General features: G+C 65.9%; 14 protein-coding genes and 1 tRNA gene. 4 read left to right on the top strand and 11 right to left on the bottom strand.

Annotated features, from left to right (window positions below; all coding sequences use genetic code 11):
* Positions 1–21 precede the first annotated feature (21 nt).
* A complete protein-coding gene (locus tag BXU08_RS01525) occupies positions 22–852 on the top strand; it encodes an alpha/beta fold hydrolase (RefSeq protein WP_171982381.1) in 831 nt (276 codons plus the stop codon).
* Positions 853–996: 144 nt separating this feature from the next.
* Here BXU08_RS01525 and BXU08_RS01520 read toward each other — a convergent pair whose 3' ends face one another.
* Genes BXU08_RS01520 through BXU08_RS01500 form a run of 5 tightly spaced genes read right to left on the bottom strand, consistent with a single transcriptional unit; the run spans position 997 to position 2793 of the window.
* Positions 997–1365, bottom strand: coding sequence for a DUF1801 domain-containing protein (locus BXU08_RS01520; protein ID WP_077508058.1), 369 nt, complete (start codon positions 1363–1365; stop codon positions 997–999).
* 14 nt (positions 1366–1379) lie between these two features.
* Positions 1380–1793 carry a DUF1801 domain-containing protein gene (locus BXU08_RS01515; protein WP_077511884.1) on the bottom strand — a complete coding sequence of 138 codons (414 nt, stop codon included), beginning with the start codon at positions 1791–1793 and terminating at the stop codon, positions 1380–1382.
* Complete coding sequence (locus tag BXU08_RS01510) at positions 1793–2008, bottom strand: hypothetical protein (RefSeq protein WP_077508055.1); 216 nt, start codon at positions 2006–2008, stop codon at positions 1793–1795. Before BXU08_RS01510 ends, BXU08_RS01515 begins: the two co-directional genes overlap by 1 nt.
* Before the next feature lie 24 nt (positions 2009–2032).
* Positions 2033–2464 (bottom strand): SRPBCC domain-containing protein, encoded by a 432-nt coding sequence (locus tag BXU08_RS01505; protein WP_077508052.1) that lies wholly within the window; start codon positions 2462–2464, stop codon positions 2033–2035.
* Entirely contained in the window at positions 2461–2793 is a 333-nt protein-coding gene (locus BXU08_RS01500) for a helix-turn-helix transcriptional regulator (protein WP_077508049.1), read from the bottom strand. The genes BXU08_RS01505 and BXU08_RS01500 overlap by 4 nt, the downstream gene beginning before the upstream one ends.
* Before the next feature lie 143 nt (positions 2794–2936).
* Here BXU08_RS01500 and BXU08_RS19705 point away from each other — a divergent pair, with 143 nt between their 5' ends.
* Together BXU08_RS19705 and BXU08_RS01495 are read left to right on the top strand one after the other, a co-directional pair.
* Positions 2937–3113 carry a hypothetical protein gene (locus BXU08_RS19705; RefSeq protein WP_171982380.1) on the top strand — a complete coding sequence of 59 codons (177 nt, stop codon included), beginning with the start codon at positions 2937–2939 and terminating at the stop codon, positions 3111–3113.
* 146 nt (positions 3114–3259) lie between these two features.
* Complete coding sequence (locus BXU08_RS01495) at positions 3260–5197, top strand: S9 family peptidase (RefSeq protein ID WP_253190467.1); 1938 nt, start codon at positions 3260–3262, stop codon at positions 5195–5197.
* Positions 5198–5307: 110 nt separating this feature from the next.
* Here BXU08_RS01495 and BXU08_RS01490 read toward each other — a convergent pair whose 3' ends face one another.
* The 5 genes from BXU08_RS01490 to BXU08_RS01470 form a co-directional block, all read right to left on the bottom strand.
* Positions 5308–6165, bottom strand: coding sequence for a sigma-70 family RNA polymerase sigma factor (locus BXU08_RS01490; RefSeq protein WP_077508046.1), 858 nt, complete (start codon positions 6163–6165; stop codon positions 5308–5310).
* Positions 6162–6626, bottom strand: a complete 465-nt coding sequence (locus tag BXU08_RS01485) for a carboxymuconolactone decarboxylase family protein (protein WP_077508043.1) — start codon at positions 6624–6626, stop codon at positions 6162–6164. The genes BXU08_RS01490 and BXU08_RS01485 overlap by 4 nt, the downstream gene beginning before the upstream one ends.
* A gap of 350 nt (positions 6627–6976) precedes the next feature.
* Complete coding sequence (locus BXU08_RS01480) at positions 6977–8029, bottom strand: Glu/Leu/Phe/Val dehydrogenase (protein WP_077511880.1); 1053 nt, start codon at positions 8027–8029, stop codon at positions 6977–6979.
* Between the two features lie 24 nt (positions 8030–8053).
* Positions 8054–8130 (bottom strand) — tRNA-His (locus BXU08_RS01475).
* 17 nt (positions 8131–8147) lie between these two features.
* Positions 8148–8879 carry a hypothetical protein gene (locus BXU08_RS01470; protein ID WP_077508040.1) on the bottom strand — a complete coding sequence of 244 codons (732 nt, stop codon included), beginning with the start codon at positions 8877–8879 and terminating at the stop codon, positions 8148–8150.
* Between the two features lie 110 nt (positions 8880–8989).
* Here BXU08_RS01470 and BXU08_RS01465 point away from each other — a divergent pair, with 110 nt between their 5' ends.
* Positions 8990–9670 carry a 2OG-Fe(II) oxygenase gene (locus BXU08_RS01465; protein WP_077508037.1) on the top strand — a complete coding sequence of 227 codons (681 nt, stop codon included), beginning with the start codon at positions 8990–8992 and terminating at the stop codon, positions 9668–9670.
* 60 nt (positions 9671–9730) lie between these two features.
* Here the strand turns inward: BXU08_RS01465 and BXU08_RS01460 are convergent, their stop codons facing one another.
* The gene (locus BXU08_RS01460) at positions 9731–12418 is read right to left on the bottom strand and encodes a TonB-dependent receptor domain-containing protein (protein WP_077508035.1); all 2688 of its coding nucleotides are present in this window, start codon (positions 12416–12418) and stop codon (positions 9731–9733) included.
* Between the last annotated feature and the right edge of the window lie 52 nt (positions 12419–12470).

Genomic DNA, 12470 nt, shown 5'->3' with positions numbered 1-12470 from the left:
CCTCTAGCAAGGATCAAGGCCATGCCTTTCATCACAACCAGCGACGGCACCGAGATTTTCTACAAGGACTGGGGCGCCAAGGACGCGACGCCGATCGTCTTCCATCACGGCTGGCCGCTTTCGGCGGACGATTGGGACGCGCAGCTGATGTTCTTCCTCGCCGAAGGCTATCGCGTGATCGCGCATGACCGCCGCGGGCATGGCCGATCAACCCAGACCGACACCGGCAACGAGATGGACACATATGCCGCGGACCTGATCGAACTCGCCGCGGCGCTCGATCTCAAGGGCGCGATCCATGTCGGCCATTCCACCGGCGGCGGCGAAGTCGCGCATTATGTCGCCCGTGCCGAGGCGGGCCGCGTCGCCAAGGCCGTGCTGATCGGCGCGGTCCCGCCGATCATGGTCCAATCCGAGTCGAACCCCGGCGGCCTGCCGATCGAAGTGTTCGACGGCTTCCGCGCCCAGACCGCCAGCAACCGCGCGCAGTTCTTCCTCGATGTCGCCAGCGGCCCGTTCTACGGCTTCAACCGCGAAGGCGCGGACGTGAAGCAGGGCGTGATCGACAATTGGGTGCGCCAGGGCATGACCGGCGGCGCCAAGGCACATTACGACTGCATCAAGGCCTTTTCCGAGACCGACTTCACAGACGATCTCAAGACGATCGACGTCCCCGTGCTGCTCCTCCACGGCGAGGATGACCAGATCGTCCCGATCGCCGATTCGGCGCTGCTCGGCATCAAACTGCTCAAGCATGGCTCGATCAAGACCTATCCCGGCCTGCCCCACGGCATGGCCACGACGCATCCCGACATCATCAACGCCGACCTGCTGGCGTTCATCAAAGGGTAAACCTCCTATAAATCCCCCCTCGCGAAGCGGGGGAGGTGGCGCCGAAGGCGACGGAGGGGGCTTGGCCGCATCTACATCGCTCGCGGAGATGCCCCCTCCACCGCTTCGCGGTCCCCCTCCCGCTGCGCGGAGGAGGATTTGGGATCATCCCGTCAGATTATGCGCCACCGCCGCCCGGAACAGCGCCTTGAGCCCCTCTTCGTCGAGCACATCGCCCTCGAAGAAATCGATCGCCCGCCGGACATTCCCGTCGAGGCTCGAATTGAACAGCCCCTTGGGATCCGCCAGAGCCGCGCCCTTGGCAAAGGTCATCTTGACCGACTTCTTGTAGCTCTCGCCGGTGAACAGCAGGCCGCCATGATACCAGGCGGGAACGCGCCACTTCCATTCCTCGGTGACTTCGGGATCGGCTTCGTGGATCAGCGCACGCAGCTTCGCCAGCGTCGCGCCCCGCCAGTCGCCCAGCTCCGCGATCCGCGCGTCGATCAATTCGGACGGCGTCTTGTCGCTCATGACATCCTCCTCGTTCAGGGAATCCAGCCCGGCAGCGCTGCCGCCTGCCGGATCCAGTCCGCCAGTCGCGCCTCATCCAGCGCGTCATCCTCATGGATATGAAAATACCGAACCTCGGGATCCTTCGACGCGACCGGCGGCAGTGGCTCCAGCCCGCCGCCATTGAAGAAGGACAGCTTGACGTATTTGTTGAAGCAATGGACGCCGAGGAACCAGCTCTTGCCGTCCACGCCATAGAGCGGCGAGTTCCACTTCACTGCCTTGCGGACCTCCGGCACCGTCCGCTCGACCAGCGCGTCGAGCTGCTCGCCCACGCCGCGCTTCCACTCGGGCATCGCTGCGATATAGGCCTGCACCGGCGCATCGCCGTCGGCCTTGGCGATCTGCGGATTGCCGCCCGACAGCAGCACCGGTTCCTTCTTCGCCATCACGCCCGCGCCTTCCGCCACCTGACCGCATAGGGCAGCACGAACAGATACAGCCCGCTCGCCAGCAACAGGATCAGCGGCACCAGTGCCAGCAGCCCCAGCCACGCCGCGGGCTGCCCGCCGGTGCTCATCGCAACGATATAGGTCATCACCCCCAGCGTGAAGGCGATCGACAGCCAGCGATGGCCCTGGCGTACCCACAGACTAAACCGCATCGCATCCTCCTCTCGAAAATCCGTTCAATCGGCCCTTCCGGTGACCTGTTCGAGCTGGTCGAAGAACTTCCTCCAGCCGGCATGCGCGCCGCCATAGGCCTGCTTCTGGCTCGGCCCGAAGCCCGCCTGTTCCATCCGCAAATGCGTGCCCGTGGGCGTCGGCGTCAGCGTGAAGGTCACCACGCTTTCCAGCGCATAGGCGGGATCGTCATTGGCGAAGTTCCAGGTGTAGGAAAGCGTCCGCAGCGGCTCGACTTCGAGCACTTCGCAATCGAGCACCCCGCCCCAATCGCCGCGCAGCTTGAACTGGTGGCCGACCACCGGCGCGAAGTCGTTCTTCATCAGCCACTCTTCCATCAGGTGCGGCTGGGTAAGCGCCCGCCACAGCCTTTCCGGCGGATGCGCGATCTCGCGCTCGACGACGACGGTGCGCTTCTCCGGCACGGCTTCGCTCATTGGTCCATCCTTTTCAGCAGATCCTCGAGATCGTCGAACCGCCGCTCCCAGAACCCGGCCATCTGCCCGGTCCAGTCGATCAGCGGTGCCAGTGCGCCGGGATGCGCGGTGTAGTGCGTCTGCCGCCCGGCATGGCGATCGGTCACCAGCCCTGCCTCGCGCAGCACCCCGAGATGCTTCGACACTGCCGGCTGCGACACGCCGGCATGCGCGGTCAGCGCCCCCACCGTCTGCTCGCCGTCCCGGCACAGCCGCTCGAACAGCGCCCGCCGAGTCGGATCGGCGAGCGTCTTGAACAGCAGATCGGGACCAAGTGGCGTCATACCCATAACTCGCTGGCTATCAATCATCTCATAACCACCGGGTTATGCATCCGTCAACCCCGACAAAGAGCGTTAACCGCGCAAACCCCGCTGGACAGCGCGACACCCCGCATCCAGCGTATGGCCAGGAGTCGAAGGAGCATCGCGACATGACCGAAGGCCAGGATCCGCGCACCGCCGCCGCGGTCACCGCCATGTCGCTCGACCTTGCCGAACTGATGGCGACGATCGAACAGGTCCGCGCCCAGCTTCAGCGGGTAAAGGCCGAGCTGATCTGTGCCCAGCTCGATGCGGCCGAAGCCGCGCCCCACGCGACTCCCCAATAACGCGAACCATTTCCGCGCCGGCGCTGAAAAACCGAAGCACACCTACTTGATGTCGAACTGAAAACAGCTAGCATTTGCCCATAGTTCTTGGGGGAATTTCGTACATGTTCGGACGTTTGGGGGCAGCCCTGCTTGCCGCATCGTGCTTGTCTACGCCTGCCCTGGCGCAATCCGATCTCGCGATACGCTTCGGCGCGCGCGAGGCGGTCCAGCAGATCAGCGTGTCGCCCGATGGCGAGCGCATCGTGTTCATCCAGCCTTCGGAAACCCGCGCCGCTGTGGCGATGGTCGCCGATCTCGCCAAGGGCCAGGTCAAGCCGGTGCTGCGCTCGACCGGCAATCCCGATCGCCTGACCAGCTGCCACTGGGCCAGTAACACCCGCCTGATCTGCAATGTCTACATGATCCAGGACATCGGCCAGAAGCTCGGCTTCACGCGGCTCGTGTCGGTCAACGCCGACGGCAGCGACATCAAGCAGCTGAGCGCACGCGGCGGCGTCCGCGCGCTCAGCCTCGCCATGTCCGGCGGAAGCATCATCGATTGGGGCCCCGAGGGTTCGGTGGGCTCGGTGCTGATGACGCGCACCTTCGTTCCCGAGGAAACGACTGGCACGCGGCTCGCCAGCTCCAAGCAGGGACTCGGCGTGGAGCTGGTCGATGCCACCAGCCTCAAGCGCCGCACGATCGAGGAGCCGCGCCTCGACGCCGTCGACTATGTCAGCGACGGTACCGGCACGGTCCGGGTCATGGGCATCCAGGCGGCGCGGACCTCGGGCTATACCGGCAACACCATCAAATACAGCTATCGCGTGCCCGGCAAGCGCGGCTGGGACGATCTCGGCGAATTGCGGTTCGAGCCGAGCGGCGCGATTTCCGGCTTCAATCCCTATGCCGTCGATCGCACCAGCAACCTGCTCTACGGCTTCGACGATCGGGACGGCCGTCGCGCGCTGTTCAGCATCGCGCTCGACGAAGCGAAGACGCGCAGCCTCGTCTTCGCGCACCCGCAGGTCGACGTCGACGGGCTCGTCCGGATCGGCCGCCAGCAGCGCGTGGTCGGCGTGAGCTACGCCACCGACAAGCGCCAGACCGAATTCTTCGATCCCGAGCTTCTTCGCCTGCGCAATGCGCTGGGCAAGGCATTGCCCGGCAAGCCGATGGTGACCTTTGTCGATGGCACCGCCGACGAAAAGAAGCTGCTGCTGTTCGCCGGCGGCGACAGCGATCCCGGCACCTATTATCTCTACGACAAGGCCAGCCGGAAGCTCGAGGAAGTCACCCCGGCCCGCCCGCAGCTGGGCGCGATCAAGCTGGCGAGCGTCAAGCCGATCGAGTTTCCCGCGGCGGACGGCACGCGCATTCCGGGCTATCTGACGCTGCCGGCCGGGAGCGACGGCAAGAACCTCCCCGCGATCGTCATACCCCATGGCGGCCCGGGCGCGCGCGACGAATGGGGCTTCGACTGGCTTGCCCAGTTCTTCGCCGCCCGCGGCTTCGCGGTGCTCCAGCCCAATTTCCGCGGCTCCACTGGCTATGGCGACGCGTGGTTCCAGAAGAACGGTTTCCAGTCGTGGAAGACCGCCGTAGGCGACGTCAACGATGCCGGACGATGGCTCGCCGGCCAGGGCATCGCCAGGCCGGGCAAGCTCGCGATCCTCGGCTGGTCCTATGGCGGCTATGCCGCGCTGCAATCCTCGGTCCTCGATCCCGATCTGTTCAAGGCCGTCGTCGCGATCGCCCCGGTCACCGATCTCGAGGCGCTCCGCGAGGAATCCCGCAACTTCACCAACTTCAAGCTGGTCGACGCCTTTATCGGCCATGGCGACCATGTCCGCACCGGCTCCCCCGCGCGCAATGTCGAGCGGATCAAGGCGCCGGTGCTGCTGTTCCACGGCGACCAGGACCTCAATGTCGGCGTCGCCGAATCGCGGCTTATGGCTCGCAAGCTCAAGGACGCCGGCGGCAAGGTCGAACTGGTCGAGTTCGCCGGGCTCGACCACCAGCTTAACGACGACAAGGCCCGCACGACGATGCTCGATCGCTCGGACCAGTTCCTGCGCACCGCTCTGGGCATCACGCCCTGATGGAGCGTTGAGGTAGATCTCCCATCCGTCGCCCCGAACGTGTTTCAGGGTGACGGATTGTGGAAGCGGCTTCCATCACTGGCGGGCACTATCGGCCGCACGCTTGGCTGCTAATGCACTGCCTCCAGATGCCGCAGCTTGTCCGGATTGCGCATGATGTAGATCCCGACGATCTTGCCGTCGTCGATCGCCAGCGCGGTGGTCTGCAGCACTCCGCCCGGTTCGCGCGTCACGAAGCCGGGCAGCCCGTTGATCATCCCCCAGCGCTCCACCCGGGACATTTCCTTCGCGAAGAAGCGCGCCAGCGAGCCGTGCAGCTTCATCACGTCCGCGATCCCCAGGATCGGCCGCAGCCCGGCGTGAACCTTGCCGCCGCCGTCCGAATAGACCGAGACATCGTCGGCGAGCAGCCCGCGCAGCGTACCCATGTCGCCGCTGCGCGAAGCCTGGAAGAACGCCGCGGCAATCTCCAGCCCGCGCGCCTTCGGCGTGTCGAATCGCGGCCGCTCCGCCCGGACATGCGTCCGCGCCCGGCTGGCGAGCTGCCGCGTCGCGGCGGTATCGCGCCCGATCGTCTCGGCGATCTCGTCGAACGGCACGCCGAACACGTCGTGGAGCAGGAATGCCGCGCGCTCGAGCGGGGTCAGCCGCTCGAGCGCCAGCATCAGCGGCAGCGTGACGTCGTCGGCTTCCTCCTCCTCTTCGACCACCGGCTCGGGCAGCCACGGCCCGACATAGGTCTCGCGCCGTGCCCGCGCCGATTTGAGCTGGTCGAGGCACAGCCGCGTCACCACCCGGCGCAGGAACGCCTCGGGCTCGCGGATCGCGGCGCGATCGGCGCCCATCCAGCGCAGGAACGCGTCCTGCACCACGTCCTCGGCATCCGCGACCGAACCGAGCATGCGATAGGCAATGCGGTTCAGCCGCGGACGCAGCGGATCGAACGATGCGGCCCCGTTGTCGCTCATGCCGCCTGTTGCGTGTGCGCGGGCCGACCCCCGTAGAACAGGTCGCACGCCACGGCGATGCGGTTCCACCCGTTGATCGCGTTGATCATCAGCGTCAGCTCCACTTGCTCCTCGGGCGTGAATTCGGCCGCCAGCGCATCATAGGTAGCCTGCGGCGCCCGCTCGCTGAATACCAGCGTCAGCGCATCGGTCCACGCCAGCGCCGCCCGTTCGCGCGGCGAGAATACCGGCGCCTCGTGCCAGGCGCTCAGCAGATAGATGCGCTGCTCGGTCTCGCCTGCCTTCCGGGCATCGGCAGTGTGCATGTTCAGGCAGTTCGCGCAGCCATTGATCTGCGAAGCGCGGATCTTGACGAGTTCGAGCAGCGAATGCTCGAGCGACGGCGCGATCTGGAGCGACATGTCGAGCCACGCCTGCATTGCGGCGGGTGCTACGGCGAAGGGGTCGAGGCGTTGAGTCATCGTCAGTCTCCTTTGGGTTCTGGAGACATGACGAGGCGGCGCCTGCGGATGTGACATGGAAGGCGAATATTCTCCGTTGTCACCCCGGCCTTGTGCCGGGGTCCACTGCGGCGCTGCTTCAGCCGCTTGTCACCTTACTTCCGCACAAGGCGGGAGTGACGTGCGGAGGGGTGACGCGCACTTCTTCAAATGTAGGATTTCACGCGGTAGCTTGAGGTTGCTCTTTGAACCGTCGAACGCAAAAGCCCCATCGCAAACGCAAGAACATTACGTCCACAAGCAACTAAATTGCCGATTCACCGTAAAAACAGTGAAACTTGGCCTACCGAATCCAACAGCGGACCCGCGAATTACCCCCGTCCGATCAGCCGCTGTGCGATCCGATCGGCGACTTCGCTCTCCGGATCGCCCGTGCGGTCGCTCTCGTCCCACACTTCGATCAGCCGCGTCGGGATCTTGTCGACCCGGCTCTGGACCTCGGCCATGTTGCCCTGCCCCAGATATTCGAGCCCGACATTGATGATGCCGCCCGCGTTAATGACGTAATCGGGCGCATAGAGGATACCGCGGTCGTGCAGCCGAGCGCCGTCCGCGCGAGTCGCCAGCTGGTTGTTCGCGCCGCCCGCGACCACCTTGGCCTTGATCTGCGGGATACTCTGCTCGGTCAGGATTGCGCCCAGCGCGTTCGGGCTGAACAGATCGGTGTCGAGCGTCAGGATCACGCCGGCATCGACTGCCTCCGCACCCAGTTCGGCCGCAAGCGCCTTGGCCCGTTCGGCATTGACGTCGGCGAGCACCAGCTTCGCGCCGTCCTTCGCCAGCAGTCGGGCAAGCCCACCGCCGACCGAGCCTACGCCCTGGATCGCGACGCGCACCCCGGCCATCGAATCGTCGCCGAGCCCGCGCTTCGCCGCTGCCTTGACGCCCAGATAGACGCCGCGCGCCGTGATTGGGCCGGGATCGCCGCCCGCGCCGCCTTCAGCCACCGGCAGCCCCGAGACGTGTCGTGTCTGAGTGGCGACGACCTTCATCCGCGCTTCGGACATGCCGACATCCTCGGCCGTGACGTATTTGCCGCTGAGCGACTCGACCGCGCGGCCGAATGCCTCGAGCTGCGCATTGGTCACGGTCGCGCCCGGCTCGCTTGCCAGGATCACGCCCTTGCCGCCGCCAAGCGGCAGGTTCGCCATCGCGTTCTTGTAGCTCATCCCGCGCGAGAGGCGCAGCGCGTCGGTGATCGCCGCATCCGAATCGGCATAGTGCCAGAAGCGCACCCCGCCTGCTGCCGGCCCGAGCGCAGTCGAGTGGACCGCGATGACCGCGCTCAACCCGCTTGCACGGTCGGTGAACAGGTGGAGACCTTCGTGGTCGTCGTAATCGGGGAAGCCCCAGTCGGTGGTCACACGCAACATCCGCTATCGGGGGAATGGGGCGACCGACGGGACTTGAACCCGCAACTTCCGGCATCACAAGCCGACGCTCTAACCAATTGAACTACGGTCGCCACGAACGAATGCGCGCTTAGCGGGGGCTTTCGCGAAGCGCAAGATCATTGCGTGAGACGCCGGCGGCATCCTCCGGCGCGATCATTCCGTCGCGCGCCAGCGCCCGCGCCGCCGAGGCGAAATTCGGGGCGGAAAGATAGGCATGCCGCGCGAGCAGCGGCGCGTCGGCACCGTCATAGATCAGCCGCCGCATCGCCGGATCGATCTCGACGCCCTCGAATATCCGCACGGGCGCGCCCTGCCCGCTTCCGCCGCATGCCTCGCAGCCCGGCGCCGACCACAGGATCGCGCCCGGATCGAGCCCGAGCAGCGCGGCACGCGATCCGAACGCCTGCACCGGCCGGCGGCAGTCGCGGCACAGCCCCGGCGCGATTCGCTGCGCGATCACCAGCCGCAGCGCGGCGGCCAGCGCGAACCGGTCATTGGCCAGCCGCCGTAATGTCAGCAGTGTGCCCACTGCGTCGCCGCTGTCGAACCAGCCGAGCACCAGTCCGTGATCCGCCGCTTCGACCACGCGATTGGCGGCGATCCGGTCGGCGATCGCCCCGCCGAGCGTTATGCCATATTGCCGGTGCAGCGCCGCCGCGGTCGCCTCGGCATCGGGTCCGGTGATGGCAATCAGACCGGTCAGCCGCCCCGCGGCACGCTCGATCGCCACCCGTAGCCGCGCAGGCACGCCGAGTCCGTCCAGCAGATCGCGCTCCGGGACCGGCGGCACTTCGGCTTCGAACTGGGTGTCGAGGACCATAGCATCCCGCCTGCCCGCGCAATGTGACGGCTTGCTTGCGCTTTTGTGACGCCCGTACGTTTGGCACGCGGCACTGGCGAAATGCGGCGCGATTTGGCAGAATCGGCACAATGCAGACTCTCGCCAACACGCCGTCCGCCGTGCCCAACTTCGGTGCCGGGCATCCGTCCGAGCCGGTGATCGAGCACATGACGCGCCAGCCCGGCATCCAGCGCGTGCCGAACCTCAAGGTCGCGATGTTCATCGGCAAGAGGTTCCTCGAGCCCGAGCTCTGCCAGCTGCTGATGCTCCAGATCGACGCCAAGCGGCGCCCGTCGACGATCGCCGACGCGAATGGCGACTATGCCTTCCGCACCAGCGAGACCTGCGACCTCGATCCGAACGATGCGATGGTGATGGAGCTCAAGCGCCGCATCACCGCGCTCACCGGGATCGATCCTGCGCATGGCGAACCGATGCAGGGCCAGCGCTACGAAGTGGGCCAGGAGTTCAAGGCGCACACCGATTATTTCGAGCCGTCGGGCGCGGACTATGAGAGATATTGCAGCGTCTCGGGCCAGCGCACCTGGACGGTGATGCTCTATCTGAACGAAGTCGAGGCCGGCGGCGTGACGCGCTTCAAGGCGATCGACAAGATGGTCGATCCCGAAGCCGGCAAGGTGCTCGCCTGGAACAACCTGCGCGCCAACGGCACGCCCAACCCCTCCACCATCCACCACGCGATGAAAGTCCGCGCGGGGACGAAATACGTCATCACCCAATGGTATCGCGAGCGGCCCTGGGGCTGGTGACGCAGAAAGGGCCCCGGCGGGCATTTGCCCTGCCGGAGCCCGCTCCCCCTTGTCCGCGGATCAGAACCGGGTGCTGAGCCCGATCGAGAAGGTACGGCCGAGATCATAGGTGTTCGTGTCGGCGATACCGGTAGTGCCACCATAATCCTGGAACTCGACGAATCGCGTGCCGGTGAGGTTGCGGCCCTCAAGCTTGAGCTCCCACTCGCCGCCCAGCACGTTGAAGCCCTGGCGCAGCACGAAGTCGAGGCGCACGCCCGGCTTCTCGACGATCGGCGGCAGGCCACCGCCCGACAACAGGCCGCGCGCGACGATACGGTCGCTGGCATAGTTGAACAGGAAGGTCAGCTGCGAAAGCTTGGTGGTGTCCTCGATGCCGAGCTGCAGGTTCACCAGATGGTCCGACTGGCCGACCAGCGGCAGGCCCGAGACGAACACCTGGTTGGCCGGGCGCGTCACCGAGGCCGGGTTGATCGGATCGCGGATCAGCTCGTTGCCGGCGAACACTTCGGAGTGGGTGTAGGTGTAGTTGGCGATGAGGACGAGGCGGCGCGTCGTGAACAGCTCGTTGTTGATGAAATCGAGCGGAACGTACTTCTGGAGCTCGATTTCGCCGCCATACAGCTGCGCTTCGGGCGCGTTGGCGAAGTTGATCTGGGTGGTGTTGCTGCCCGCCACTTGGAAGCTCACCGTCTCGATCGGATCCTCGATCTTCTTGAAGAAGCCCGCCGCGGTGATGCGCTGGTCCTTGCCGAAGAACCATTCGTAGCGCGCTTCGAGGTTGGTCAGCTTGGAGTCGGTGAGGAACGGGTTGCCGTAGAAGACGCGATCCGAGTCGAAGTCGAGATACTGCTGCGGCGCGAGCTCGCGGAACTGCGGGCGGGCGATCGTCTTCGACGCATTTAGGCGCCACTGCATGTCCGCCGCGAAGTTCCAGGTCAGCGTCGCCGCGGGCAGCCAATAGCCGTTGCTGAGCACCGTTGCGGGCAGGTTGTCGGTCGGCACCACGCTCTGGTCGGCAGTCTCGTAGCGCACGCCGGCAGTCATCCGAATACCGTCGGTAAGCTCGCCTTCGAGCTGGACATAGCCGGCATGCGTCGTCAGCGCGGCGTCATAGGCGCGCGCGCCCTGGCTGGTCGTCGACGGCCGCAGCACAATGCCGTTGGTCTGCAGCGTATAGTCCGAGAGCAGGAAGTCCGGGCGCATCTGCGAATAGGGATCGGGCAGCGCCGCGCCGCCCGGCATCACATAGTCGAACGTATAGCGGTACGACGAGCGATCGGTGTCCTGATAGGCATAGCCCGCCTGCAGGCTGAACGGCCGGCCCAGGTTGAGGTCATAGGCGAAGTCGATGCCGCCCGCCCACAGATCCTCGTTGAGGTCGCTGAACGCGACGGTGGCATAGGAGCCGCCGTTCAGCGTGTTGCGATAATCCTTGATCCCCGCGTCGTAGAGATAGCGGAACGCGCGCTCGTACGGCGACTTGCGCTTGGTGTTGGCATAGGCGCCGCGCACATCGATATCGAGATCGCCGAAATCGAACTCGCCGACGAACTGGCTGGTGAACAGCTGGCGTTCGAACCAGTTGGTGTTCTGCTCCATCACCGGCGCCTTGCCGTCGATCGGCGATTCGAAATTCTCCGCGGTGCCGGCGCCCAGGCGGCCCTGCTTGAGCGTGTCGTGGATGTAGAGGTTGGTCAGCCGGATGCGGTGCTCGCCGAATTCAGCGCCGAAGCCGAGCAGGCCGTTGACCAGCGCGCGGTGATCCGTGGTGACCCGGCGAAACGTGGTCGAGGGGATGCTGCGGACGCCTGCGACCGCATCGCGGGTGCGCCAGGTGTTGCTGATCCCGCCGCCGGCAATCACGCCGAGCCGGGCGCCGCCGACATCGGTCGACGCACCCATGCTGAGCTCGCCCGAGAAATTGGGCGGAATGTGATAATTCTCGAAGAGGACCGTCGTCTCGGCGTTGGTCAGATTGATCGCCTGGCTGGTCGGGATCGTCGTACGATCGGCGCCGGCTTGGAGGATGAAGTCGGGCGTGTTACGCGTACCAGAGTCATAGCCGAGCCAGTCGTGCTTGCCGCCGTCATAGGTGTAGCCGAGCTCGCTGGTCGTCTCCATGTCGAAGCCGACCGAGGCACCGATCGCGAGGAACGCCTTGTCCGGCACCGCCTTGGTCGTGAGGTTGATCACGCCGCCGCCGAATTCGCCGGGATAATTGGCCGAGAAGGTCTTCTGGACCAGCGACGATCCGATCACGCTGGTCGGGAAGATGTCGAGCGGCACCACGCGGCGCAGCGGCTCGGGGCTCGGCAGCGGCAGGCCGTTGAGCAGCGACAGCGAATAGCGGTCGCCCAGGCCGCGGACATAGACATAACCGTTGCCGACCACGCTGAGGCCGGTGACGCGCTGGAGCGCGCCGGCGATGTCGCCTTCGCCGGTCCGCGCAATGTCTTCGGCGGAGAGCACCGAAACCACTTGCGGCGTGCTGCGCACCACATTGGGAATGTTGCGGCCGATGACGACGATGTCGCCATATTCCTCGCCGCCGGCGCCCGGAGTCGAAATCTCGACTTCCTGCTGCTCCGGCTGGCCGGTGTCCTGCGAAGTCTCGGGTGCTGCCTGCGCCGCCGGCGGCGGGCTGGCGGCCTGGGGCGAGGCGTCAGCCGTCTGCGCGAGCGCGGCCGGCGCAACGAGGCACGTCGTAATGGCCAGGAGGCTGGCGAAGGCGAGCTGATTCTTCATCGGGGTATCCGCTGTTTGGGTATCGGCATGGAAAAAGGCCCGGGGACGACGG

The sequence above is a fragment of the Sphingomonas sp. LM7 genome (assembly GCF_002002925.1).
In the GTDB taxonomy this organism is placed as follows: domain Bacteria; phylum Pseudomonadota; class Alphaproteobacteria; order Sphingomonadales; family Sphingomonadaceae; genus Sphingomonas.
Note: the sequence above shows the minus strand (reverse complement) of the source record. Positions and strands in the feature narration are given on the sequence as shown.

Bases quoted from the DNA above. Each gene is read 5' to 3' on its own strand.
- BXU08_RS01525 (WP_171982381.1), top strand. From the start codon at position 22: ATGCCTTTCATCACAACCAGCGACGGCACCGAGATTTTCTACAAGGAC.
- BXU08_RS01520 (WP_077508058.1), bottom strand. From the start codon at position 1,365: ATGAGCGACAAGACGCCGTCCGAATTGATCGACGCGCGGATCGCGGAG.
- BXU08_RS01515 (WP_077511884.1), bottom strand. From the start codon at position 1,793: ATGGCGAAGAAGGAACCGGTGCTGCTGTCGGGCGGCAATCCGCAGATC.
- BXU08_RS01510 (WP_077508055.1), bottom strand. From the start codon at position 2,008: ATGCGGTTTAGTCTGTGGGTACGCCAGGGCCATCGCTGGCTGTCGATC.
- BXU08_RS01505 (WP_077508052.1), bottom strand. From the start codon at position 2,464: ATGAGCGAAGCCGTGCCGGAGAAGCGCACCGTCGTCGTCGAGCGCGAG.
- BXU08_RS01500 (WP_077508049.1), bottom strand. From the start codon at position 2,793: ATGGGTATGACGCCACTTGGTCCCGATCTGCTGTTCAAGACGCTCGCC.
- BXU08_RS19705 (WP_171982380.1), top strand. From the start codon at position 2,937: ATGACCGAAGGCCAGGATCCGCGCACCGCCGCCGCGGTCACCGCCATG.
- BXU08_RS01490 (WP_077508046.1), bottom strand. From the start codon at position 6,165: ATGAGCGACAACGGGGCCGCATCGTTCGATCCGCTGCGTCCGCGGCTG.
- BXU08_RS01485 (WP_077508043.1), bottom strand. From the start codon at position 6,626: ATGACTCAACGCCTCGACCCCTTCGCCGTAGCACCCGCCGCAATGCAG.
- BXU08_RS01470 (WP_077508040.1), bottom strand. From the start codon at position 8,879: ATGGTCCTCGACACCCAGTTCGAAGCCGAAGTGCCGCCGGTCCCGGAG.
- BXU08_RS01465 (WP_077508037.1), top strand. From the start codon at position 8,990: ATGCAGACTCTCGCCAACACGCCGTCCGCCGTGCCCAACTTCGGTGCC.
- BXU08_RS01460 (WP_077508035.1), bottom strand. From the start codon at position 12,418: ATGAAGAATCAGCTCGCCTTCGCCAGCCTCCTGGCCATTACGACGTGC.